This is a genomic window from Saccharothrix stipae, from assembly GCF_054781895.1.
Genome location: NZ_BAAGTN010000005.1, coordinates 207,318 through 229,362, shown reverse-complemented (window position 1 = coordinate 229,362; position 22,045 = coordinate 207,318). Strand labels below are relative to the sequence as shown.

General features: G+C 71.5%; 24 protein-coding genes. 9 read left to right on the top strand and 15 right to left on the bottom strand.

The window, feature by feature from the left end:
* Window positions 1-30: 30 nt before the first annotated feature.
* The 5 genes from lipB to lpdA all read right to left on the bottom strand — a co-directional run bounded on the left by lipB (window position 31) and on the right by lpdA (window position 5,607).
* Complete coding sequence (lipB, locus tag ACYVLT_RS09895; RefSeq protein ID WP_461119831.1) at window positions 31-774, bottom strand: lipoyl(octanoyl) transferase LipB; 744 nt, start codon at window positions 772-774, stop codon at window positions 31-33.
* On the bottom strand, window positions 761-1,357 hold the full coding sequence (locus ACYVLT_RS09890) for a phosphatase PAP2 family protein (RefSeq protein ID WP_461119830.1): 597 nt from the start codon (window positions 1,355-1,357) through the stop codon (window positions 761-763). The genes lipB and ACYVLT_RS09890 overlap by 14 nt, the downstream gene beginning before the upstream one ends.
* A complete protein-coding gene (locus tag ACYVLT_RS09885; RefSeq protein WP_461119829.1) occupies window positions 1,357-2,241 on the bottom strand; it encodes a TIGR01777 family oxidoreductase in 885 nt (294 codons plus the stop codon). The genes ACYVLT_RS09890 and ACYVLT_RS09885 overlap by 1 nt, the downstream gene beginning before the upstream one ends.
* Window positions 2,242-2,409: 168 nt before the next feature.
* Window positions 2,410-4,182: a 2-oxoglutarate dehydrogenase, E2 component, dihydrolipoamide succinyltransferase gene (sucB, locus tag ACYVLT_RS09880; protein ID WP_461119828.1), complete on the bottom strand. Its 1,773-nt coding sequence runs from the start codon at window positions 4,180-4,182 to the stop codon at window positions 2,410-2,412.
* Window positions 4,183-4,236: 54 nt separating this feature from the next.
* The gene (gene lpdA / locus ACYVLT_RS09875; protein WP_461119827.1) at window positions 4,237-5,607 is read right to left on the bottom strand and encodes a dihydrolipoyl dehydrogenase; all 1,371 of its coding nucleotides are present in this window, start codon (window positions 5,605-5,607) and stop codon (window positions 4,237-4,239) included.
* 175 nt (window positions 5,608-5,782) lie between these two features.
* Between lpdA and ACYVLT_RS09870 the strand changes: the two genes are divergently transcribed.
* On the top strand, window positions 5,783-6,100 hold the full coding sequence (locus ACYVLT_RS09870; protein WP_461119826.1) for an oxidoreductase: 318 nt from the start codon (window positions 5,783-5,785) through the stop codon (window positions 6,098-6,100).
* On the opposite strand, the gene ACYVLT_RS09865 is transcribed toward ACYVLT_RS09870, so the two are convergent.
* A complete protein-coding gene (locus ACYVLT_RS09865; RefSeq protein ID WP_461119825.1) occupies window positions 6,091-6,660 on the bottom strand; it encodes a TetR/AcrR family transcriptional regulator in 570 nt (189 codons plus the stop codon). The two genes, ACYVLT_RS09870 and ACYVLT_RS09865, sit on opposite strands and share 10 nt — an antisense overlap.
* Before the next feature lie 50 nt (window positions 6,661-6,710).
* Here ACYVLT_RS09865 and ACYVLT_RS09860 point away from each other — a divergent pair, with 50 nt between their 5' ends.
* Window positions 6,711-7,319 carry an NAD(P)-dependent oxidoreductase gene (locus ACYVLT_RS09860; RefSeq protein WP_461119824.1) on the top strand — a complete coding sequence of 203 codons (609 nt, stop codon included), beginning with the start codon at window positions 6,711-6,713 and terminating at the stop codon, window positions 7,317-7,319.
* A gap of 44 nt (window positions 7,320-7,363) precedes the next feature.
* Here the strand turns inward: ACYVLT_RS09860 and ACYVLT_RS09855 are convergent, their stop codons facing one another.
* Window positions 7,364-8,860: a leucyl aminopeptidase gene (locus ACYVLT_RS09855; RefSeq protein WP_461119823.1), complete on the bottom strand. Its 1,497-nt coding sequence runs from the start codon at window positions 8,858-8,860 to the stop codon at window positions 7,364-7,366.
* Between the two features lie 195 nt (window positions 8,861-9,055).
* On the opposite strand from ACYVLT_RS09855, the gene ACYVLT_RS09850 reads away from it, so the two are divergent.
* On the top strand, window positions 9,056-10,261 hold the full coding sequence (locus ACYVLT_RS09850; protein WP_461119822.1) for an APC family permease: 1,206 nt from the start codon (window positions 9,056-9,058) through the stop codon (window positions 10,259-10,261).
* Window positions 10,262-10,336: 75 nt separating this feature from the next.
* The gene (locus ACYVLT_RS09845) at window positions 10,337-11,437 is read left to right on the top strand and encodes a branched-chain amino acid aminotransferase (protein WP_461119821.1); all 1,101 of its coding nucleotides are present in this window, start codon (window positions 10,337-10,339) and stop codon (window positions 11,435-11,437) included.
* A 411-nt stretch (window positions 11,438-11,848) separates the two neighbouring features.
* Here ACYVLT_RS09845 and cobS read toward each other — a convergent pair whose 3' ends face one another.
* From cobS to cobU, 3 genes are read right to left on the bottom strand one after another with little or no spacing between them, the layout of a single operon-like run.
* Complete coding sequence (cobS, locus tag ACYVLT_RS09840) at window positions 11,849-12,550, bottom strand: adenosylcobinamide-GDP ribazoletransferase (RefSeq protein ID WP_461119820.1); 702 nt, start codon at window positions 12,548-12,550, stop codon at window positions 11,849-11,851.
* Complete coding sequence (gene cobT / locus ACYVLT_RS09835) at window positions 12,550-13,587, bottom strand: nicotinate-nucleotide--dimethylbenzimidazole phosphoribosyltransferase (RefSeq protein WP_461119819.1); 1,038 nt, start codon at window positions 13,585-13,587, stop codon at window positions 12,550-12,552. Before cobT ends, cobS begins: the two co-directional genes overlap by 1 nt.
* Window positions 13,584-14,141: a bifunctional adenosylcobinamide kinase/adenosylcobinamide-phosphate guanylyltransferase gene (cobU, locus tag ACYVLT_RS09830; RefSeq protein ID WP_461119818.1), complete on the bottom strand. Its 558-nt coding sequence runs from the start codon at window positions 14,139-14,141 to the stop codon at window positions 13,584-13,586. The genes cobT and cobU overlap by 4 nt, the downstream gene beginning before the upstream one ends.
* A gap of 78 nt (window positions 14,142-14,219) precedes the next feature.
* Between cobU and ACYVLT_RS09825 the strand changes: the two genes are divergently transcribed.
* Window positions 14,220-14,420: a hypothetical protein gene (locus ACYVLT_RS09825; protein WP_360460753.1), complete on the top strand. Its 201-nt coding sequence runs from the start codon at window positions 14,220-14,222 to the stop codon at window positions 14,418-14,420.
* 19 nt (window positions 14,421-14,439) lie between these two features.
* Here the strand turns inward: ACYVLT_RS09825 and ACYVLT_RS09820 are convergent, their stop codons facing one another.
* Both ACYVLT_RS09820 and ACYVLT_RS09815 read right to left on the bottom strand, forming a co-directional pair.
* Window positions 14,440-15,426: an aldo/keto reductase family protein gene (locus ACYVLT_RS09820; RefSeq protein WP_461119817.1), complete on the bottom strand. Its 987-nt coding sequence runs from the start codon at window positions 15,424-15,426 to the stop codon at window positions 14,440-14,442.
* Between the two features lie 49 nt (window positions 15,427-15,475).
* Window positions 15,476-16,108: a DUF3043 domain-containing protein gene (locus ACYVLT_RS09815; protein WP_461119816.1), complete on the bottom strand. Its 633-nt coding sequence runs from the start codon at window positions 16,106-16,108 to the stop codon at window positions 15,476-15,478.
* A 42-nt stretch (window positions 16,109-16,150) separates the two neighbouring features.
* Between ACYVLT_RS09815 and ACYVLT_RS09810 the strand changes: the two genes are divergently transcribed.
* The 3 genes from ACYVLT_RS09810 (at window position 16,151) to ACYVLT_RS09800 (ending at window position 18,027) form a co-directional block, all read left to right on the top strand.
* Window positions 16,151-17,170, top strand: coding sequence for a glycerate kinase family protein (locus ACYVLT_RS09810; RefSeq protein ID WP_461119815.1), 1,020 nt, complete (start codon window positions 16,151-16,153; stop codon window positions 17,168-17,170).
* A gap of 88 nt (window positions 17,171-17,258) precedes the next feature.
* Window positions 17,259-17,633: a HesB/IscA family protein gene (locus ACYVLT_RS09805; RefSeq protein ID WP_360460741.1), complete on the top strand. Its 375-nt coding sequence runs from the start codon at window positions 17,259-17,261 to the stop codon at window positions 17,631-17,633.
* Between the two features lie 79 nt (window positions 17,634-17,712).
* Window positions 17,713-18,027 (top strand): PASTA domain-containing protein, encoded by a 315-nt coding sequence (locus ACYVLT_RS09800; RefSeq protein WP_461119814.1) that lies wholly within the window; start codon window positions 17,713-17,715, stop codon window positions 18,025-18,027.
* A gap of 15 nt (window positions 18,028-18,042) precedes the next feature.
* On the opposite strand, the gene ACYVLT_RS09795 is transcribed toward ACYVLT_RS09800, so the two are convergent.
* Window positions 18,043-18,216, bottom strand: a complete 174-nt coding sequence (locus ACYVLT_RS09795) for a hypothetical protein (RefSeq protein ID WP_461119813.1) — start codon at window positions 18,214-18,216, stop codon at window positions 18,043-18,045.
* A 76-nt stretch (window positions 18,217-18,292) separates the two neighbouring features.
* The gene (locus ACYVLT_RS09790; protein ID WP_461119812.1) at window positions 18,293-19,468 is read right to left on the bottom strand and encodes an MFS transporter; all 1,176 of its coding nucleotides are present in this window, start codon (window positions 19,466-19,468) and stop codon (window positions 18,293-18,295) included.
* A gap of 81 nt (window positions 19,469-19,549) precedes the next feature.
* Between ACYVLT_RS09790 and ACYVLT_RS09785 the strand changes: the two genes are divergently transcribed.
* Window positions 19,550-19,981, top strand: coding sequence for a MerR family transcriptional regulator (locus ACYVLT_RS09785; protein WP_461119811.1), 432 nt, complete (start codon window positions 19,550-19,552; stop codon window positions 19,979-19,981).
* Between the two features lie 67 nt (window positions 19,982-20,048).
* Here ACYVLT_RS09785 and asnB read toward each other — a convergent pair whose 3' ends face one another.
* Window positions 20,049-21,977: an asparagine synthase (glutamine-hydrolyzing) gene (gene asnB / locus ACYVLT_RS09780; RefSeq protein ID WP_461119810.1), complete on the bottom strand. Its 1,929-nt coding sequence runs from the start codon at window positions 21,975-21,977 to the stop codon at window positions 20,049-20,051.
* Window positions 21,978-22,045 lie beyond the last annotated feature (68 nt).

Sequence of the window (22,045 nt, the reverse complement as noted above, 5' to 3'; positions counted from 1 at the left end):
CGGAACACTAGGGGGAGGGTGAGGTGGCTGTCAGCCCGTCCGGACCGCGAAGGTGACGCCGGCGGCGACCGGCTCCGACCGGACCAGGGTGCGCTCGGTGACGGGCAGGTCGCCGTTCAACGCGTCGATGACGGCCTGGCGGGCCAGCGGCAGCACCTCGGCCACGGTCACGTCCCGGCCCAGCTCCCGCGACAGCGACGCCACCCCGGCATCCCTGATCCCGCACGGGATGATGTCGCCGAAAGCGGACAGGTCGGCATCGCAGTTGATCTCGAATCCGTGCATGGTGACGCCGCGCTGCACCCGGATCCCGATCGCCGCGACCTTGCGCTCGACGCCCTTGTCGTCGGCCGGGATCCACACGCCGCTGCGGCCCTCGACCCGACCCGTGCGCACGCCGAGCTGGTCGCACACGTGGATCAGCGCCTGCTCCAGGCGGCGGACGTACTGCACCACGTCCAGCGGCTCGGCCAACCCCACGATCGGGTAGCCGACCAGCTGCCCGGGTCCGTGCCAGGTGATCTTGCCGCCGCGGTCCACGTCGATGATCGGGACGTCGCCGCCCCTGGGCCGCTCCTCGGGCTCGGTGCGCCGACCGCACGTGTAGACGGGCGGGTGCTCCAGCAGCAACACCGTGTCGCCGATCGCGCCGTCCGCGCGTGCCTCGGCGAGTTCGCGTTGCAGGTCCCACGCGGCGAGGTAGTCGATGGTGCCCAGCTCGCGCACCTCGATCGGGTCGGTCGAGGTGCGGCAGGAAAGGTCAGGACTGCTCACGTCTCGACACTACGCCCACGGGCACCAGCCCCAGGGCACGGGAGACGACCAGGCCGACCCCGACCACGGCCAGCACCGCGCCGACCGTGTCGGTGAACCAGTGCATCTCCAGCACCACCCGGCTGGCCGCCGTGACCAGCACCGACGTGCAGGCCAGCGCCACCGCGAGCCTGAGGTGCCTGCGCGCCAACCACGCGCACAGCACCACGCCGGTGAACGCCACCGAGGTGACCGCCGTGACGTGCCCGCTCGGGTAGGCCCACTTCGGGAACTCGATCGGCCGGACCCGCTGGTAGACGTGCCGGGCGAACAGCGTGGACCAGCAGACCGCGAGCAGCACGGCGGACTTCGCCAGCAGCGGGTCCTTGGCCAGCAACGCCCGCAACCCCAACGCCAGCAACGCGATCGTGGCCAGACCGGGGCTGAGCACGAGGCTCACCACCGCCGCCGACTGCGCGAACGCCGGTCCCAGCTCCACCGCGGTCTGGTGCAGCCCCTGGTCCAACCCCGGCGGCTCGTGGCGGACGGTGAAACCCAGGACCATCGAGGCCAGCGCCAGCACGACCCCGATCAGCGCGCCCATCACCCCTCGACGGCCGCCGCCACGGCCGCACCGAGCGCGGGGTGCAGGAACTGGAAGCCGCGTTGTTCGAGCACCCGCGGCACCGCGCGCTGACCGGAGAGCAGGCCTTCCTCCGCGACCTCGCCCAACACCGCCTTCAACGCGAACGCGGGCGCCACCCACGGCGTCGGCCGGCGCAGCGCGTGCCCGACCGTGCGGGTGAACTCGGCGTTGGTGACCGGGCTGGGCGCGGTGATGTTCACCGGGCCGGAGACGTCGTGCTCGATCACGAACCGGATGGCCGAGATCGCGTCGTCCAAGGAGATCCACGGCATGTACTGGCGGCCGTCACCGAGGCGGCCGCCGAGGAAGAACGAGAACAGCGGCTTGATCTGGCCGAACAGGCCGCCGGAGGGGCTGATGACCAGTCCCGTGCGCATCCGCACCACGCGGGCGTGCTCGTCGGCGGGCGCGGTGGCGGCCTCCCACTGGCGGCACAGCTCGGCCAGGAAACCGGTGCCCGACGGGCTCGTCTCGTCGACCACCTCGTCACCGGTGTCGCCGTAGTAGCCGATGGCGCTCGCGTTGACCAGCACCGGGACACCGTGCTCGGCGACGGCCGCGGCCAGCACCTCGGTCGGCACCGTGCGGCTGTCCAGCAGCACCTGCTTGCGCGCGTCACTCCACCGCTTGTCCGCCACACCGGCGCCGCACAGGTTGACCACCGCGTCCACGCCGTCCAACGCGCCCGCGTCGATCCGACCGGCGGGCGGGTCCCAGCGCCGCTCGTCCGGCGCCGAGGGCCGCCGCCGGACCAACCGCAGGACCTCGTGCTCCGCGCCGCGCAGCGCGGCGACCAGACTGGTGCCGATCAGGCCCGACGATCCCGCGATGACAACCCGCATGCGTTGATCGTCTCGCAGCAGGGGGTCGGTTGCACAGCGGCGGACGTGTCACCCGCACCACGCCGACCGTCACCCTTCGGTGCCGAAGTGCCCCCGTCGTGGAGGCGCAACGGCGAGGGCCGCCCCCGGTGTGCCGGGAGCGGCCCTCGCCGAACGTCGAACGTGGCCTCAGAGACCGAGGTCGGCCTCGAACGAGCCCTCTTCCAGGCGGTTCTTGACCGTGGTGAGGAACCGACCCGCGTCGGCGCCGTCGACCAGCCGGTGGTCGTAGGTCAGCGCCAGGTAGGCCATGGACCGGATGGCGATGGTGTCGTCGCCGTTCTCGTCCGTGATCACCACCGGGCGCTTCTTGACCACGCCCACACCCAGGATGCCGACCTGCGGCTGCTGGATGATCGGGGTGTCGAACAGCGCGCCGTTGCTGCCCAGGTTGGTCAGCGAGAACGTGCCGCCGGTCAGCTCGTCGGGCGTGAGCTTGTTGCCCCGCGCCCGCGCCGCCAGGTCGCCGATCTTGTGCGACAGGCCGGCCAGGTTCAGGTCGCCCGCGTTCGCGATGACCGCGTTGAGCAGGCCCCGCTCGGTGTCGATCGCGATACCCAGGTGCTCGGCACCGTGGTACACGACCTCCTTCTTCTCCTCGTCGATGGAGGCGTTCAGCACCGGGTGCTGCTTGAGCGCCTCGACCGCCGCCTTGGCGAAGAACGGCAGGAACGTCAGCTTCGTGCCCTCGCGCTGCTCGAACGCCGCCTTGGCCCGGTTGCGCAGCCGGGCGATCTTGGTGACGTCCACCTCGAACACCTGGGTCAGCTGCGCCGAGACCTGCAGCGATTCCCGCGTGCGCTGGGCGACGATCTGCCGCAGCCGGGGCAGCTTCTGCACCGTGCCGCGCTTGCCGCTGGTGTCGGCCGGCGGGGTGGCGACCCGCTGGGCGGGTGCGGACGACGCGGCGGCCGGCTTGGGCGCCTCCTGCTCCTGCTTGGGCGCCTTCGCGGCCTCGACGGCGGCGAGCACGTCCTGCTTGCGGATCCGGCCACCGACGCCGGTGCCCTTGAGCGTGGCGAGGTCGATGCCGTTCTCCGACGCGAGCTTGCGCACCAGCGGCGTCACGTACGGCGCGCCGTTGGCCGACTCCTCGGCGGGGGCCTCCTGCTTCGGGGCCTCCTGCTTGGGAGCCTCCTGCTGGGGGGCTTCCTGCTTGGGAGCCTCCTGCTGGGGAGCCGCCGGAGCGGGCTTCGGGGCTTCCTGCGTGGGCGCGGGCTTGGGCGCTTCCTGCGCGGCGGGCGCGGGCGAGCCCGAGCCGATCACCGCGAGTTGACCGCCGACCTCGACGGTCTCGTCCTCACCGGCGCTGATCTCCAGCAGGGTGCCCGCCACCGGTGACGGGATCTCGGTGTCGACCTTGTCGGTGGACACCTCCAGCAAGGGCTCGTCGACCTCGACCGAGTCGCCGACGGCCTTGAGCCAGCGGGTCACGGTGCCCTCGGTGACGCTCTCGCCCAACGCGGGCATGGTCACCGGGGTGCCGTCGGCCGCGCCGCCGCCGGACTGGGCCGGCGCCTCGGCCGGAGCGGATTGCTCCTGCTGCTGCGGCTGCTCGGGCTCGGGCGCGGACTGGGGTTCGGGCTGCGCCTCCTCGGCGGGCGCGGTGGCCTCGCCGGCGGACGAGTCGGACGAGCCGGACGAGTCGGAGGACCCGGCGTCCGAACCGTCGCCGATGACGGCGAGTTCCGCGCCGACCTCGACGGTCTCGTCCTCCTGGGCGACGATCTTCTGGAGCACACCCGCCGCGGGGGACGGGATCTCGGTGTCGACCTTGTCGGTGGACACCTCCAGCAAGGGCTCGTCGACCTCGACGCGGTCACCCTCCTGCTTCAACCAGCGGGTGACCGTGCCCTCGGTGACGCTCTCGCCGAGTGCGGGCATTTGGACGGAGAAGGCCATCGTTCGCTGACTCCTCGTGCGTGGGTCGGGGATCGGCTGACTGGGGTGCGACGGTCAGCCGTGCACGTGCAGCGGCTTGCCGGCCAGGGCGAGGAAGGCCTCGCCGAGGGCTTCTGTCTGGGTCGGGTGGGCGTGGACCAGCGGAGCCACGTCCTCGGGGTAGGCCTCCCAGCTGTAGATGAGCTGGGCCTCACCGATCAGCTCGCCGACCCGCTCACCGACCATGGTGACACCGACCACCGGGCCGTCGGGCGCCTTGACGAGCTTGACACCGCCGGCGGTCTTCAGGATCTGGCTCTTGCCGTTGCCCGCGAGGTCGTAGACGAACGTCTCGACCGAACCGTACTTCTCCTTGGCCGCGGCCTCGGACAGGCCGACCGAGGCGACCTCGGGCTTGCAGTAGGTGACGCGCGGGATGCCCGCCTCGTCGATGACCTTCGGGTTCTGCCCGGCGATGTCCTCGGCGACGAAGATGCCCTGCTGGAAGCCGCGGTGCGCGAGCTGCAGGCCGGGCACGATGTCGCCGACGGCGTAGACGCCGGGCAGGTTGGTGCGCAGCCGCTCGTCGGTGATGACGAAGCCGCGCTCCATCGTCACGCCGGCCTCCTCGTAGCCGTGGCCCGCGGTGTTCGGGCCGCGGCCGACGGCGACCAGCAGCAGGTCGGCGTCCAGCACGTCGCCGGACTCCAGCGTGACCGACACGCCCGAGTCGGACTGGGTGGCGCCGGTGAACCTCACGCCGGTCTTGAACTTGATGCCGCGCCGGCGGAACGCGCGCTCCAGCTGCTTGGAGGCGTACTCGTCCTCGGCCGGGACCAGGCGGGGCAGCGCCTCGACGATGGTCACGTCCGCGCCGAAGGAGGCCCAGACGCTGGCGAACTCGACGCCGATGACGCCACCGCCGAGCACGACGACCCGCTCGGGGATGAAGTCCAGGTTGAGCGCCTGGTCGCTGGTGATGATCCGGCCGCCGATCTCCAGGCCGGGCAGGCTGCGGGCGTACGAACCGGTCGCCAGCACGACGTTGCGGCCGGTGTAGCGCTGCCCGTCCACCTCGACGGTGTTCGGGCCGACGAACGTGCCCGCGCCCTCGACCAGGGTTACCTTGTTGGCCTTGACCAGACCCTGCAGACCCTTGTAGAGCCGGCTGACCACACCGTCCTTGTAGGAGTTGACACCCGCGATGTCGATGCCCTCCAGCGAGGACTTCACGCCGAACTGGTCACCCTCGCGCGCGTTGTCCGCGACCTCCGCCGCGTGCAGCAGCGCCTTGGTCGGGATGCAGCCGCGGTGCAGGCACGTACCCCCCAGCTTGTCCTTCTCGACCAGGATGACGGACAGGCCGAGCTCGGCCGCGCGGAACGCGCAGGCGTAGCCGCCCGAGCCGCCACCGAGGATCACAAGGTCGGCGGAGGTGTCGGTCACGGGTTCTCCCTGGAGAGCTTGATGCCTTACTCCGCGCGGGTGCGCGCGTGTAATTGCCATCTTGTCACTACCGCGCGAATGCCGGCGACGCGGTGTCCTGTTCAGAGGATTTGGCCCCGGCTTCACACCCGCGCCGGCACCATGGTCGGGAGGAGTCCCGGCAGGAGGTGGCCCGGTGGGCCTGTTCGACCGTTTTCGCAGGAAGCAGCGCCCCGGCGTGCTGCGGTCGGCCACGTCCACGGACACCGGCCACCTGGAGCAGTGGGCCGCCGCGCGCCGGGGCGTGGAGGCCTACGTCGAGCCGAAGACGACCGTGACCGAGACCACGATCGTGCTCGTCGCGCACGACGGTGAGTGGACGCGTCGCCGGATCGACGGCACCGAGGGCGCCAAGCGACTGGCCAAGAAGCTGGGCATCCCGATCTACGACGCGGGCATCGTCGGCTACCCGAAGCGGATGCGCGAGTACTCGCGGCGCAAGGGTCAGGCCTGACCGAGCCCCGTCCACAGGGTCGCCACCAGCCCTCGCGGATCGGTGGGCCAGTCGGTGAAGAAGCCGAGGAACGCCTGGTAGTGGCACGCGCCCAGGATCAGGTCCGCGGCCGATCGCGGGTCGACGCCCGCGGGCAGCCTGCCCAGCGCGCGTTCCGCTTCGAGGTACCGGGCGAGCGTTTGCGGCACGACTCCCGGCCCGGTCTCGTGCGTGCGCAACGCCTCGCGGTGCGCGGCCAGCAGGGCGGGCTCCGAGAAGATCGACGCGGCGATCGGGAAGGTCTCGACGTAGAACGCGATCGCGGCCCGCGCGATGTCGACCAACGTCTCCCGCACGTCGCCGCGCCCGGCCTCCAGCCCGGCCAACAAGGTGCCCAGGTCGCTCGGCGCGCGTTCCCTCAGCACCGCGAGGAACAGCGCGGTCTTGTCCGTGAAGTGCTTGTACAGCGCCGCTTCCGAGAAGCCCGCCGCCTTGGCGATCTCCTTCGTCGTCGCCCGGGCGAGCCCTCTGGTGCGCATCACGTGGGCCGCCGCGTCGAGCATGCGGTCACGGGTGGTCATGGGACTATCCTAGTGGTTAGTGAGCACTCACCAACTGAAGGACGACACGAATGAGGATCACCGTTTTAGGCGCGAGCGGCGGTACCGGGACGAGGATCGTGGAGCTGGCGCGGGAGGCGGGCCACGAGGTCACCGCGGTCGTGCGCACGCCCAACGGCCGTGACGCGGTGGCCGACGTGATGGACCCCGACTCGCTCGGCCCGCACGTCGTCGGCGCGGACGCGGTCGTCTCGGCCATCGGCCCGCGCAACGTGCGCACGCCGACGACCGTGCAGACCGACAGCACGAACTCGCTGGTGCGGGCCATGAAGGAGCACGACGTGCGCCGGTTGGTCGTGGTCAGCAACAGCGGCATGGTGACCGACGGCGACGCCCCGTTCGTCCGCTACGTGGTCAAGCCGGTGCTGCGCCGGGTGTTCAAGCACCCGTGGGGTGACATGGCGCGGATGGAGGAGGTCGTGCGCGGCAGCGGTCTGGAGTGGACGATCGTCCGCCCGCCGCGGCTCACGGACGGGCCGCGCACGGAAGGGTTCCGCACGGCGGTGGACACCAACGTGCGGGCGGGCATGCAGGTGTCCCGGGCCGACGTGGCGGCGCTGGTGCTGCGCTGCCTGGCCGACCCGGGCACTGCGGGCAAGGCGATCAGCCTCGCGAGTTAGCGGAGGCGACCAGCCCCGCGAGCCGGGGGCTGATCGCCGTCGGACTAGCCGTTGGCCGCGATGTCGGCCAGCACCGCCGCCAGGGTCCGCACCGGGACGCCGGTGCCGCCCTTGGCGGTGTACCCGTACGGCGCGCCGCTGTGGAACGACGGTCCGGCCACGTCGATGTGCGCCCAGGTCACGCCCTCGGCCACGAACTCGCGCAGGAACAGGCCCGCGGCCAGCATGCCGCCGAACCGGTGCCCGGCCACGTTCGCGATGTCGGCCACCCGCGAGTCCAGGTCGCCGCGCAGCTCCTCCGGCAGCGGCATGGCCCACGCCTGCTCGCCCACCGCGCGACCGAGCGCGGCCACGCGGTCGCGGAAGTCCTCGGTGCCCATGACGCCCGCGGTCCGCTTGCCGAGCGACACGACCTGCGCGCCGGTCAGCGTGGACGTCTCGATCAGGTAGTCCGGGGCGTCCTCGCAGGCGCGCACGATCGCGTCGGACAGGATCAACCTGCCCTCGGCGTCGGTGTTGAGCACCTCGACGGTCTTGCCGCCGTACATGGTCAGCACGTCGCCGGGCCGGTAGGCGGTGCCCGACGGCATGTTCTCCGCCATCGGCGCCCACGCGGTCACCTCCAGCGGGTACTTCAGCTTCGCGGCCAGCACGACGGTGGCGATCACGGCCGCCGCGCCGCCCATGTCGGAGGTCATCTCGTCCATGCCCGCGGCGGGCTTGATGGAGATGCCGCCGGTGTCGAAGGTGATGCCCTTGCCGACCAGCGCGACCTTCTTGCCCGCCTTCGGGCCGCGGTAGGTGATGCGCACCAGCCGCGGGGGACGGCTGGAGCCGCCACCGACGCCGAGGATGCCGCCGAAGCCCTGCTTGCGCAGCGCCTTCTCGTCCAACACCTCGACCTCCAGCCCCTCGGCCTTGGCCAGGGCGGCGGCCCGCTCCGCGAACGACGCCGGGAACAGGTCGTTCGGCGGGGTGTTGACCAGGTCGCGGGTCGCGCTGACGGCCTCGGCGATCGCGGTGGACGCCTTGAGCGTCGCGCGGTGCGCCCGGATGGCGCCCTCGGTCGGCGCCACGAGGTCGACGCGGGCGACCGGGCCGCTGCCCTTGTCGGACTTGTAGGCGGTGAACGAGTACGCGCCCAGCACGGTGCCCTCGACGGCCGGGCCGAGGTGCAGGGCGGACAACGTGGTGATGGCGCGCTTCTTGCCGCCGAGCGCGCGAGCGGCGGCACCGGACGCGCGGCGGACCTGGTCCTCGGTCACCGAGCCGTCGTCGGCGAGCTTGCCCAGGCCGACGGCGAGCACGACGGGCGCGCCGAGCTTGCCCAGCGTCGGCACGGTGACGACCTCCTCGGCCTTGCCGCTCGCGCCGAGGGCGTCGAGCACGTCCGGCAGCGTGCCGTCGAACGCGGCGTTCACCGCCTCGGCGCCGGGGGCGAGGGCGAGGCCGTCCGGGCCCTGGACTGTGCCCACCACAACGGCGTCGGCGGTGGTGCTGCTCGGGTCACTGTCGGTGATGGCCAGCTTGGGCGCGGTCACTGCGGCTCCTTGACGGGGTCCTCCCGGCACTTCCTGGTCGTGCGGCGGGATGGTGGTGGATCGCGACGAATGCTAAAGGTCTCGTTCACACACAGGGCGGCCGCACCTTCGATCGCAATGAGTAACAATTAACACGAACGGGTGTCGACCGGCCGGGCGTTCGCAGTCACCCGGTTGATCTGAGACTGTGTACCGGTGACAATCACGCCCCGTGCCGGGGCCGTGGCGCTCGCTCTCGGCGCGATGCTGGGGGTCGGTGTCTTCACCGGGTTCGCCCCCGCCGCGGTCGTAGCAGGCCCCTGGCTCCTCCCCGGTCTGCTCTTAGCCGCGGTGACCGCCGTGTGCTGTGCGTTCGCCACCGCCAAGCAGCACCGCGCCTATCCGGACGCGCCGGGCGGTTACGCCTACATCCGCAGTCAACTCGGCCCGTGGCCCGCGCGCATCGGCGCGAGCGCTCACCTGATCGGCCGAGCGGGCATGGCCGCCGCGCTGGCCGGGATGTTCGGCGCGTACGTCGTCCCCGAGCACCGGGTGGCGGCGGCGTTGGGCCTGATCGCGGTGACCGCCGGGTTGGGTGCGGCGGGTTTCAGGTGGAGCACCGGGCTGAGCGTGGCGACGGTGGTCGTGGTGCTGGGTGTGCTCGTCCTGGTCGTGCTGGTGTGCTTCTCGGTCGCGCCGCCGCGCAACCCGGTCGTGGTGGGGGAGGGACCGGGTTTCGACGGGATCATGGCGGCGGCGTCGCTCCTGTTCGCCGTGTTCGTCGGCTTCGAGCGGATCACCTCGCCGCAGGTCGGTGACCAGGTATTTTCGGCTCGCGTGCTGCGCTTCGCGGTGCCCGTGGCGATCGGTGTCGTGCTGCTGGTCGGCATCGGGGTCGGCGCGGCGGTGCTGCGGCAGCTCGGGTCGGCGCGGTTGGCGTTGTCGCCGACGCCGCTGCGGGACGCGTTGATCGTGGCCGACGGGCGGTGGTTGCTGCCCGTGCTCGGGTTCGGCGCGGCGGTGGCGGCGGTGTCGTCGCTGTTCTTCGTGCTCGCGTCGGCGCGGCGCACGCTCGTCGGCCTCACCGAGACGGGTGACCTGCCGCAGGTGCGCGCGGGCTGGCCGTTGGACGTGGTGGGCGCGGCACTGGCGGTTCTGGGCGTGGTGGCGCTGCCGCCGTCGACGGCGCTGGCGGTGGGTGCGTGCGGCACGGCGTTCTACTACGGGTTCACGAACGCCTCGGGGCGGGTGCTGCTGCACGATGACCGGACCTGGCCGATGCGGACGGTGTGCCTGGGGTTGGGCCTGTCCGTCCTGCTGGCGATGAGCGCACCCGCGGACGCGCTCGTGATCACCGGCGTGGCGCTCGCGCTGGGTACCGGACTGCTCGCGCTGGGTCGAGTGCGGCAGGCCGTCGGCTGACCCGTACGGATGGTCGGATGTCCGAGCATCGGGACAACGATTTTCCGACGTCCCACTGGCGGCTATCGTGCTGCCATGACGACCGCGTTGCCTTTCACCCGGACCCCCAACCCGCAGCCGGCGACCCCGGAGCGCGTTGCGGAGGTACTCGCGAAGCCGGGCTTCGGGCAGCACTTCACCGACCACATGGTGACGATCCGCTGGAACCAGGAGCAGGGCTGGCACGACGCCGTCGTCGAGCCCTACCGCTCGCTGGAGCTCGACCCGGCGGCCATGGTGCTGCACTACGGCCAGGCGATCTTCGAAGGGCTCAAGGCCTACCGCCAGCCCGACGGCTCGATCGCGTCCTTCCGCCCTTCGGCCAACGCCGAGCGCTTCCGCGCGTCGGCGCGCCGGTTGGCGATGCCCGAACTGCCCGACGAGCTGTTCCTGGACTCGATCCGGGAGCTGCTGGCCGTCGACGAGCGGTGGGTGCCCGCCATCCCCGAGGAGTCGCTGTACCTGCGGCCGTTCCTGTACGCGACGGAGAAGGGCCTCGGCGTGCGGCCGGCGAAGGAGTACCTGTACGTGCTCATCGCCTCGCCCGCGGGGTCGTACTTCGCCGGCGGGTTGAAGCCGGTGACGGTGTGGCTGTCGACGGAGTACGTGCGGGCGGCGCCGGGTGGCACCGGGGCGGCGAAGTTCGCGGGCAACTACGCGGCGTCGTTGGTGGCGCAGGCGCAGGCGGCGGAGCAGGGCTGCGACCAGGTCGTGTGGTTGGACGCGGTGGAGCGGCGGTGGGTCGAGGAGATGGGCGGGATGAACCTGTTCTTCGTCCTCGGCTCGGGTGAGGACGCGCGGGTCGTGACGCCGGAGCTGTCCGGTGCGCTGCTGCCGGGGATCACGCGTGACTCGTTGCTGAGGTTGGCGGCGGACTTCGGGTACGCGGTGGAGGAGCGGCGGATCTCCACGGAGGAGTGGGAGAAGAAGGCCGAGTCGGGGGAGTTGACGGAGGTGTTCGCGTGCGGCACGGCGGCGGTGATCACGCCGGTGGGGCACGTGAAGCACGCCGATGGTGAGTTCAGCGTGTCGGGTGGGCGGACGGGGGACGTGACCATGCGGTTGCGCAATCACTTGACGGGCATCCAGCAGGGCCTAGTGGCGGACCCGCACGGCTGGATGACCAAAATCAACTAACCCCGCGTGTCCTACGTCGGGAACGCGCGTGTCCTACGTGCAGAACGCGCGTGTCCTACGTTGGGAACAGGCGAGTTGAACGCTCAGAACGGGCGTGTCGAACGTTCAGGACCCGAGAGTCCTACGTTCAGAGCGCGAGAGTCCTACGTTCGGAGTGTGTGAGTCCTACGTTCGCGGGGTGTGAGTTCTGCGTTCAGGGGCGGTGGTCCGGTCCGGCTCGATTTGACATGGGGCCCTTACGGGCACCCCAGGCAGGCCAAAGCCGGGCAGGCCTGGCGGATAAAGCGCCCGCCAGGCCTGCCCGGCTTCGTCCAGCCTATGGCACCCGAACCCATGTCAAATCGAGCCTCGGTGGGGATGTTGCGGGGCCGTTGTGGGGGCGTTGTGGGTGGGTTGGGGTTGTGGGTTTGGTTAGAGGGCGGTGATGGTTAGGACGGTTAGGGTGGCGGTTTCGCAGGCTGCGCCTAGGACGTCGCCGGTGATTCCGCCGAAGCGGTTGCGGGTGTGGTGGAGAAGTAGCAGGACGAGGGTGGCGGCCAGGAGGATGGCGGCTGGGCCTTTCCAGGGGTGAACGAAGAATGCCGCTGTGGTGAGGGCTGTCCACCACGTTGCGGCCAGCCATGGGGGTTGGGTGCCTGCTACCAGGGCGCCTAGGCCCTCTGGGCGTGCGGCGGGGGTGCCGCGCAAGCAGCACAGGATGAAGGCGGCACGGCCCGTGGTCAGGGCGAGTAGTACCGCGCTCCAGTGGACGTGGGGGTAGGCGGCGGCTTGGGCGCCTAGGACGACGATCAGCGCTACTACCGCGAACGGGCCGGCGCTGCCGTCCTTCATCACGGCCAGTGCGCGTTCCGGGGGGCCGTAGCAGCCCAGGCCGTCGGCGGTGTCGGCCAGGCCGTCCAGGTGCATGCCGCGGGTGGCCAGGGCCAGGAAGCCGACCAGGAGGAAGCCCGCGAGCAGGTCCGGCAGGGGGATCAGGAGCAGGACGGTGGCGGCGGCGCCCAGCAGCAGGCCGACGAACGGTGCGAACGCGATGGCCCGCTGGGCTGCCCGGGTGTCGACCTCGTTGCCGACGCGGACGGGCAGCACCGTCAGCCAGGACAGGGCCAGGCGCATCAGGCGGGTCCGGAGACGCCCGCGCTGTCGAAGGTCGCCATCTCGGCCAGGATCCGGGTCGCCATCACCACCAGGGGCAACGCCGCCACCGCACCCGAGCCCTCGCCCAGTCGCATGTCGAACTCCAGCAACGGTTCCAGGCTCAGGTGACCCAGTGCCAGGGCGTGCGCGGGCTCGACCGAGCGGTGGCCCGCCACCCACCAGTCGCGCGCACCGGGCGCAAGCTCCTCGGCCACGACGGCCGCCGCGCCGACGACCACGCCGTCGAGGATCACCGGGGTCTTGCGGATCGCGGCCTGGGCCAGGAAGCCCACCATGGCGGCGATGTCCGCACCCGAGGCGGCGGCCAGCAGGGCCAGTGGGTCGTTGATCACGGGGCGCGCACGGCGGAGGGCGTCGCGGATGGCCGCGGTCTTGCGCATCCAGGCCTGGTCGTCGATGCCGGTGCCGCGACCGACCACGGCCACCGGCTCCGAGCCGGTCAGGGCGGCGATCAGGACCGCGGCGGGTGTCGTGTTGCCGATGCCCATGTCGCCGGCGATGAGCAGGTCCGCGCCGCCGTCGACCTCGTCGTCCACGAGCTTGCGGCCGATCTCGACCGCCTGCTCGGCCTCCTCCGGCGTGAGGGCGTCCTCGCGGTCGATGGAGCCGGAGCCCCGGCGCACCTTGTGGTCGCCGACGGCGGTCTCGGCGTCGACCGCCAGGTCCACCACGCGGACGGTGGCGCCGGCCACGTTCGCCAGCACGTTCACCGCCGCGCCGCCCGCCAGGAAGTTGGCCACCATCTGGCCGGTGACCTCGCTCGGGTACGCCGACACGCCGTGCTGCGCCACGCCGTGGTCGCCCGCGAACACCACGACCCGGGGCCGGGTGAACGGGCGGGGCGGGCACTCGCCCTGGCACGCCGCGACCCACGCGCCGAGCTCCTCCAACCTGCCCAAGGAGCCCACGGGCTTGGTGAGCACGGCCTGTCGGGCGGTCGCCTCGGCGCGCACGTGCTCGCTGGGCGGCTCGACGGACGGGAACTCGATGGTCACCGACTACCTCCGGGTTCGCGCAGTCGCAGTGGGATTCCGGCGACGACCAGCAGCACCTCGTCGCACACCTCGGCCAGCCGCGCGTTGAGCGAGCCGAGGTGATCGCGGAAGAGCCTGCCAGAGTGGGTGCTGGGCACGACGCCCAGGCCGACCTCCGCCGACACCAGGACCAGATGGGTGCGGGTTCGGGCGACCGCGCGGACCAGCGCGGCGCACTCGTCCTCGACCTGCGCGATGCCGTGGCCCTCCCACGCGCCCGCGTCGTCCAGGGCGCCGCTGAGCCAGGTGGCCACGTCGTCGACCAGGATCGGCGGGTCGGTCTCCAGAGTGGCGGTGAGCAGGGCGATCAGGTCGGTGGGGGAGGGCGCCTCGACCGTGGTCCAGGTGGTGGGACGGCGGGCCACGTGCTGGGCGATCCGCAGTTCCCAGTCGGCGTCGTCGGGGTAGCGCCGCGCGGTGGCGACGTAGGTCACGACGTCCTCGGTGAGCAGGCCCTCCGCGTGCGCGGACTTGCCCGAACGCGCGCCGCCCAGCACCAGTGTCCGACGCGTCACACCGCACTCCAACCGTTCCAGGAGGACATAGCCTGACCGGGAACGTTACCCGTACGGCGCAGCGCGAGGAGGTCCGTCATGGAGTACCGGTGGCGGTACCAGGACGAGCAGGGGCACGAGGTCGAGGGGCCGCGGGTCGCCTTCCCGGACCAGACCGCGGCCGAGGACTGGTTCGGCTCGGCGTGGGTCGACCTGCGGGAGGCGGGGGTCGCGCAGGTGACGTTGCTGCGCAGCGAGTCCGAGGTCTACGGCCCGATGTCCCTCGCCCCGGCCGAGTAGCCGGGGCGAGGGCGCGCCGTCACGGGGTGACGGTGAACCGCGGGTCGGACTCGACGACGCCTTCGAGCACGTCGTCGATCTTCTTCATCAGGTCCGCGTCCAGCGTCACGCCGGCGGCCTTGACGTTCTCGTGCACCTGCTCCGGGCGGGACGCGCCGATGATCGCGCTGGCCACGTTCGGGTTCTGCAGGGTCCACGCGACCGCGAGCTGCGCGAGGCTGAGCCCGGCCTCGTCGGCCAGCGGCTTGAGCTGCTGGACCTTCTCCAGCACCTCGTCGCGCAGGAAGCGCTGGATGAACTTGGAGCCGGTCTCGTCGGTCGCCCGCGAGCCCTGGGGCACGGGCTGGCCCGGCAGGTACTTGCCGGTCAGCACGCCCTGGGCGATGGGGGACCAGACGATCTGGCTGACGCCCTCGCGCTCGGAGGTCGGCACGACCTGCGACTCGATGACGCGCCACAGCATCGAGTACTGCGGCTGGTTGGAGATGAACGGCACGTTCAGCTCACGCGCGAGCGCCGCGCCGCGGGCGATCTGGTCGGCGTTCCACTCCGAGACGCCGATGTACAGGGCCTTGCCGGAACGGACGACGTCGGCGAAGGCCAGCATCGTCTCCTCCAGCGGCACCGACTTGTCGTACCGGTGGGCCTGGTAGAGGTCGACGTAGTCGGTCTGCAACCGCTGGAGCGAGCCGTTGATCGACTCCAGGATGTGCTTGCGACCGAGGCCCTTGTCGTTCGGGCCGCCGGGCCCGGTCGGCCAGAAGACCTTGGTGAAGATCTCCAGCGACTCGCGGCGCTGACCGGTCAGCGCGCGGCCGAGCACGGCCTCGGCCTTGGTGTTGGCGTAGACGTCCGCGGTGTCGAACGTGGTGATGCCGGCGTCGAGTGCGGCCCGGACGCAGGCCGTCGCCTGGTCCTCCTCGACCTGGGATCCGTGGGTGAGCCAGTTGCCGTACGAGATCTCGCTGATGTTCAGGCCACTGCGGCCGAGGCGTCGGAACTCCATGCGGCCAAGCCTAGTACCGGATCGTTCGGGTAGCTAACGAGCTCCGGGGTCACACCTGGTCGCCGGGGCGCACCCTCGGCTTGGGCACGCGCAGGCGGCGCAGCTGGCTGGCGCGGATGAACGAGTACCAGCCCAGCGACAGGCCGCGGGTGGTGTCGTTCGGGAACTTCAGCCGCACCCGCCGGTTCACCATCCGGCCGAGCACGAAGCCCTCCACGACCATCGCGAGCAGCATGAACGTGGTCAGCAGGGTCGCGTACTGCTGCACCGCGGGCATGGGCACGAGCAGCGCGACGAACACCAGGATGGCCAGCGGCATGAACAGGCCCATGAGGTTGCGCCGCGAGTCGACCACGTCGCGGATGTAGGCCTTCACCGGGCCGCGGTCGCGGGGCAGGAGGTACTTGTCCTCGCCCGCCATCATCCGCTGGCGCCGCTCGACCGCCGCCGCGCGGCGCTCCTCCTTGGAGACCTTGCTCCCGCGCGCCCGCTTCAACGCCTCGCGCTGCGTCCTGGGCGGTGGTGGCACCGGACCGCGCCTCTTGCCCTCGGCCTCCCGGCGCTTCGGCGTGGGCCGCCCCTTGCCGGGCGTGCGCGACGGATCGGTCGAGGTCACCTCCGCGGGAGCGTCATCGGCGGTGGTCTCGGCGGTCTCGTCGGCGTTGCGGCGCAGGAACCTCACCACACCAGAGTAGGAGATGCCCCGATAAGTACTGTTCGCGAGGTGCGAGTTGTTATTGCGCCGGACTGCTTCGGCGGAACGCTGACCGCGCGGGAAGTCGCCGAGGCCGTGGCCGAGGGCTGGCGCCGAACCGCTCCCGACGACGAACTGCTCCTGCGCCCGCTGGCCGACGGCGGACCCGGTTTCGTGGACGTGCTGCACGCCGCCCTGGGCGGCACGCTGCACACGACGACCGTCACCGGCCCGCTGGGCACGCCCGTCCCGGCCAGGTGGCTGGAGCACGACGGCACCGCCTACCTGGAGTCCGCCGCGGCCTGCGGCCTGGACCTCATCCCCGCCGACCAGCGCCCGAGCACCGCCGAGACGGCCACCACCAGGGGCGTCGGGGAGCTCGTCAACGCCGCCGGTGACGCCCGCGTTCACACGATCGTGGTCGGTCTGGGCGGTTCGGGGACCACGGACGGCGGCGCGGGGCTGCGCGAGACGGTGCGGCCCGTCACGGCCCGGCTCGTCGCCGCCTCCGACGTGGAGAACCCGCTGCTGGGCCCGCACGGCGCCGCGCACACGTTCGGCCCGCAGAAGGGCGCGTCGCCCGAGGCGGTGGCGCGGCTGGAGGCGCGGCTGGCCGCGATGGACGAGCTGGCCGCCGTTCGCGACCGGCCCGGCGCGGGTGCGGCGGGAGGCCTCGGAGCCGCGCTGATGGCGCTCGGGGCCGCGGTGGAGTCCGGTGCGGGGCTGGTTCGCTCGCTCACCCGGCTGGACGAGGCGCTGGACGACGCCGACCTGGCCGTGACCGGTGAGGGCAGCTTCGACTGGCAGTCGCTGCGGGGCAAGCTGGTGACCGCCGTGGCAGGCGGCGCGGCCGAACGCGGGGTGCCGTGCGTGGTGCTGGCGGGCCGGGTCGCCGTGGGCAGGCGTGAGGCCGCGGCGGCGGGCGTGCAGGAGTCGTACGCGGTGGCCGAGCACGCCGGGTCGGTGGAGCGCAGCATGGCGGACCCGGCCGGCACACTGGCCGACCTCGCCGCGCACGTGGCGAGGCACTGGTCACACCCCCGTCGCTGACGTCTGTGCGACCATGGGGGTAGGAACAAAGCGGGTACTTCCCGTGTTGCCCGGAATAGATGCCCGCAAAGGACCTCTGAGGAGAGCCATGACGACCGCTCAGGACGCAGTCACCTCGACTCCTGAAGCCCCGCCCACCCACGGCGTGACGCTGACCGACGCGGCTGCCGTGAAGGCCAAGGCGCTGCTCGACCAGGAGGGGCGCGACGACATGCACCTGCGCATCGCCGTCCAGCCCGGTGGTTGCGCGGGGCTGCGTTACCAGCTGTTCTTCGACGAGCGCACGCTCGACGGCGACGCGCTGCGCGACTTCGGCGGCATGAAGGTGGCCGTGGACCGCATGAGCGCCCCGTACGTCGAGGGCGCCGTGATCGACTTCGTCGACACGATCGAGAAGCAGGGTTTCACCATCGACAACCCGAACGCGGGCGGTTCGTGCGCCTGCGGCGACTCGTTCCACTGATCGACCGCTGGGACGTCAGTCCGGGAAGGGCCCTCGCCACACGGCGGGGGCCCTTCCCCGTTCTGGGACCCTGGAGCGCATGGCGCACACGAGCGTGCCGCACCTGGTGGGGTTGACCGTGCCCGAGGCCCGGGACAGGGGGCACCGAGCTGGTGTCGTGGTGACGTCACGTGACGTCGACGGCCCGGGGTTGGGCGCCCGGACCTGGCCGGGCACCTGGATCGTCACCGCGCAGGAGCCGCCGGCCGGTGCACGGGTGCGCCGCGGCGCACCCGTCGTCATCGACTTCGAGGAGTACCCGGACGCGGGTGGCGCGGGCGACCGGGAACCACGCCGCCCACTGCCCAAGCTCGACGAGCTCCGAGCCGACCCGGCCGAGGACCGCGCCGAGTGACCACCTGAGCCGGTCTCAGACGTAGGCGTCCAGGTCCGCGACCTGGGCGTAGTTGGCGTCGTCCACCTGCCACGGCACGGTGGGCCGCGGTTCCTGGAGGGGCCTGCCCTCGGCGCCGCGCAGCTCGCGCGGCAGCTCGGTGCAGTCCTCGATCAGCTCGGCCAACGTGTCCGCCTCGGTGTTCCTCACCTTTCCGACCGTATTCGTGCCATTGCCTTGACAGAAGCCCTACCGGGCGGTAATCGCCGCCCGGTAGGGCCTCATCTCACACGTGCGCGGCCAGCGGCACGGGGGCCGGGCCCGTCGACCGGGCGGTCACCCTGCCGACCACCAGGGCCACCCCCAAGCCGAGGATGGTCGACACCCCGCCGACGGTGCCGACCCACCGCAGGCCGAGCCCGCTGGTCAGCACCACGCCGCCGAGCATCGGGCCCAGCGCCGCGGCCACGTTGAACGCGGAGATGTTCACCGAGGCGACCAACCCGGCCGCCGAACCCGCCTGCCCCATCAGGTAGGTGTGGATCAGCGGACCCGCCGTGAACGCGCTCGCGCCCAGCACGAACACGCTCACCACGGCCGCCACCTTGCTCTCCAGCACCAGCCCCTGCGCCAGCAGCATCACGCCGAGCACGGCGAGCGGGACGGGCAGGACGCGGGCGATCCGGTGCGGCGGCACCTTGCCCGCCAGCGTGCTGCCGACCAACGTCCCCAGGCCGTACACGAGCAGCACACCGGTCACCCAGCCCGGCGCGAACCCGCTCACGTCCCGCAACGCGGGCGCGACGTACGTGAACGCGGTGATCAGGCCGGTGAACGACAGGATCGTGGTGGCCAGACCGAGCAGCACGGTCCGCTTGCCGAACGCGAACAGGCTGGCCCGCACGCCGGGGTCCGGCTCGTGCGCCACCTTCGGCGTGCCGAGCACGACACCGACCAGCCCGATCGCGGTCAGGGCGGCGACCAGCACGAACGACGCCCGCCAGCCGTAGTTCTGGCCGATCAGCGTGCCGAGCGGGATGCCGAGGATGGTGGACAGGGCGACACCGTTGACGACCTTGGCGATGGCCGCGGTCTGCTTCTCCGGCGGCACGGCGGCGATGGCGACCTGGGACGCCACCGCGAAGAACAGGCCCTGGGCCAGCGCGGCCACCATGCGCGCCACCATGAGCAGGGTGTAGTCGTCGGCCAGGGCGCTGCCCACCGACGCCACCAGCGCCAACGCCATGACGGAGATCAGGAGCTTGCGGCGCGCGATGCGCCCGGTGAACACGGTGAGCACCGGACCGCCCAGGGCGACGGACACGGCGTACGCGGTCACCAGCAGGCCTGCGGTCGGCACGTCCACACCGAGATCGGTGGCGACCTCGGGAAGCACGCCGACGATGATGAACTCGGATGTCCCCACAGCGAATGCGCTGAGCATCAGGATGAAGGTGATCACGGCGACGACGCTAAAGTGTGACACTGACGTCAGGGTCAAGGTTGCGTGATCGAACGCTCTTTTCGGCAGGGGTGGGAATAAGTGCTCATCGGTGAACTCGCGGAGAAGACCGGCGCCACGGTGCGCATGCTGCGCTACTACGACCAGCACGGGCTGCTGACGCCGCAGCGCACGGACTCCCGCTACCGCGTCTACGACGAGTCCGACGTCGAACGCGTGCGCAGCGTCCGCTGCCTCATCAGCGCGGGCCTGAACGTGCGGCTGGCGCGGCTGGTGCTCGCGCACGCGTTCGACCAGGACGTCGAACTACCCGAGGACGAGGCGGGCTGCGTGCCGCTGCTGCGGCTGCTGAACGAGGAGCTGACCTCCATCGACGCCCGCATCGAGGAGCTGAACCGCAGCAAGACCCACCTGACCAAGCTGGTGGGCGACGTGTCCCGCATCCTCCGGGAGAAGGCGGGCGCCGAGGTCGTCGCCGACTGCGAGGCCCTGCTGGTGGACGAAGCCGGCTGAGCCGACGCTCCACCCGCGGCGAAGGCCCCCGGCTGCACGCGCCCGGGGGCCTTCGCCGCGGCCGGCCCTAGAGCTTGACCGGGTAGTGCGGCTCCGGCACGACCGGGCGGATCCGGCCCTCCACGAAGATCCCGTGCCAGATCATGAACACCAGCAGCGCCCAGATCCGCCTGCTGTGGTCCGCGACCCCCGACCGGTGCTCCTCGACGACCCGCAGCACCGCGCCCTTGTCGATGTACTGGTCGGTCTGCGACTGGCGCACGATCTCCACCGCCCAGTCGTGCATCTCGTCCTTCAGCCAGTGCCGGATCGGCACCGGGAAGCCCAGCTTGCGCCGGTTGAGCACGTGCGCGGGCACGATGTCGCGGATCGCCCGGCGCAGCGCGTGCTTGGTCGTCTCCTTGGTGAGCTTCAGCTCCGACGGCACCTGGGACGCGATCCGGAACACCTCGGGGTCCAGGAACGGCACCCGCAGCTCCAGCGAGTTCGCCATCGTCATCTTGTCGGCCTTGACCAGGATGTCGCCGCGCAGCCACGTGAACAGGTCCACGTGCTGCATCCGCGTCACCGGGTCCCAGCCCTCCGACTCGCGGTAGGGCTGCGCGGTCACGTCCTTGTGCGACACGTTCGGGTCGTACGTGCGCAGCACCTGCCGCAGCTGGTCGTCCATGAAGATCCGGGCGTTGCCGTAGTAGCGCTCCTCCAGCGTGAGCGCGCCGCGGCGCAGCAGGTCCTTGCCGCGCACGCCCTGCGGGATCTTGGTCGACACCTTGCCCATGGCCTTGCGCAACGCGCCGGGCACCTTCTCGAACGGCGCCAGCGACAGCGGCTCGCGGTAGATCGTGTAGCCGCCGAACAGCTCGTCCGCGCCCTCGCCCGACAGCACGACCTTCACGTGCTCACGCGCCTCGCGGGCGATGAACCACAGCGGCACCAGCGCCGGGTCGGCCACCGGGTCGTCCAGGTACCACGTGATCAGCGGCAGGGCGTCCATCATCTCCTGCGCCGTCACCGCCCTGACCACGTGCTTCACCCCGATCGCGGCGGCCGACTCGGCGGCCACGTCGATCTCGGAGTAGCCCTGCCGCTCGAACCCGGTGGTGAACGTGATCAGGTCCGGGTTGTGCTCCTTGGCCAGCGCCGCGACCACGGTCGAGTCGATGCCGCCGGACAGGAACGAGCCGACCGTCACGTCCGCGCGCATGTGCTTGGCCACCGAGTCGCGCAACGCCTCGGTGATCTCGTCGTACAGCCGGTTCTCGTCCGCGTCGCCGCGCACCGCGCGCGGTCGGAACGTGGCCGGGAAGTACCGCTCGACCACGGGCTTGCCACCCGGCTTGAGCGTGAACGACGTGCCGGACTCGATGCGGTGAACCTCGCTCTGGAGCGACTCCGGCTCCGGCACGTACTGCAGGATCAGGTAGTGCTGCAGCGCCTTCTTGTCGACCTCCGGCGTGATGCCGATCGTCGGCGCCAGCTGCAGCACCGACTTCTTCTCGCTGGAGAACGCCACGCCGCCCGGACCGGCCGCGTAGTACAGCGGCTTGATGCCGAACGGGTCGCGCGCGCCGAACACGACCCGGCGCGCCTTGTCCCAGATCAGGAACGCGAACATGCCGCGCAGCTTGGCCACCGCGGACGGGCCCCAGTAGTGGTAGGCCGCCACGATCGTCTCGGTGTCGCCGTCGGTGGCGAACACCGCGCCGAACTGCTTGGTCAGCTCCGCGCGCAGCTCGACGTAGTTGTAGATCTCGCCGTTGAACAGGATCGCGTACCGACCCTGCTGGTCGTGCGGACCCCAGTGCAGGGGTTGGTGCGAGTGCTCGATGTCGATGATGGAGAGGCGGTTGAAGCCGAAGACGACCTCACCGCCCTGCCAGGTGCCACTCTCGTCGGGGCCGCGGTGGCGCATGCAGCGCAATGCCCCCGCCACCGCCGAGCGCGCCCGCTCGGCCTCGTTCTCGCCAGGGCAAACCAGTCCTACCAGGCCGCACACGCCGTAACACCCTTCGTGTCGTGTGGAGAAGAGTCCAGTATGCCGGGGGCCGGTCGTGTGACCGAAAC

Excerpts from the sequence above, each read along its gene's own strand:
- ACYVLT_RS09890 (WP_461119830.1), bottom strand. The coding sequence starts at position 1,357 with ATGGGCGCGCTGATCGGGGTCGTGCTGGCGCTGGCCTCGATGGTCCTG.
- ACYVLT_RS09885 (WP_461119829.1), bottom strand. The coding sequence starts at position 2,241 with ATGCGGGTTGTCATCGCGGGATCGTCGGGCCTGATCGGCACCAGTCTG.
- sucB (WP_461119828.1), bottom strand. The coding sequence starts at position 4,182 with ATGGCCTTCTCCGTCCAAATGCCCGCACTCGGCGAGAGCGTCACCGAG.
- ACYVLT_RS09865 (WP_461119825.1), bottom strand. The coding sequence starts at position 6,660 with ATGACCACCCGTGACCGCATGCTCGACGCGGCGGCCCACGTGATGCGC.
- ACYVLT_RS09860 (WP_461119824.1), top strand. The coding sequence starts at position 6,711 with ATGAGGATCACCGTTTTAGGCGCGAGCGGCGGTACCGGGACGAGGATC.
- ACYVLT_RS09845 (WP_461119821.1), top strand. The coding sequence starts at position 10,337 with ATGACGACCGCGTTGCCTTTCACCCGGACCCCCAACCCGCAGCCGGCG.
- cobS (WP_461119820.1), bottom strand. The coding sequence starts at position 12,550 with ATGCGCCTGGCCCTGTCCTGGCTGACGGTGCTGCCCGTCCGCGTCGGC.
- ACYVLT_RS09825 (WP_360460753.1), top strand. The coding sequence starts at position 14,220 with ATGGAGTACCGGTGGCGGTACCAGGACGAGCAGGGGCACGAGGTCGAG.
- ACYVLT_RS09820 (WP_461119817.1), bottom strand. The coding sequence starts at position 15,426 with ATGGAGTTCCGACGCCTCGGCCGCAGTGGCCTGAACATCAGCGAGATC.
- ACYVLT_RS09805 (WP_360460741.1), top strand. The coding sequence starts at position 17,259 with ATGACGACCGCTCAGGACGCAGTCACCTCGACTCCTGAAGCCCCGCCC.
- ACYVLT_RS09800 (WP_461119814.1), top strand. The coding sequence starts at position 17,713 with ATGGCGCACACGAGCGTGCCGCACCTGGTGGGGTTGACCGTGCCCGAG.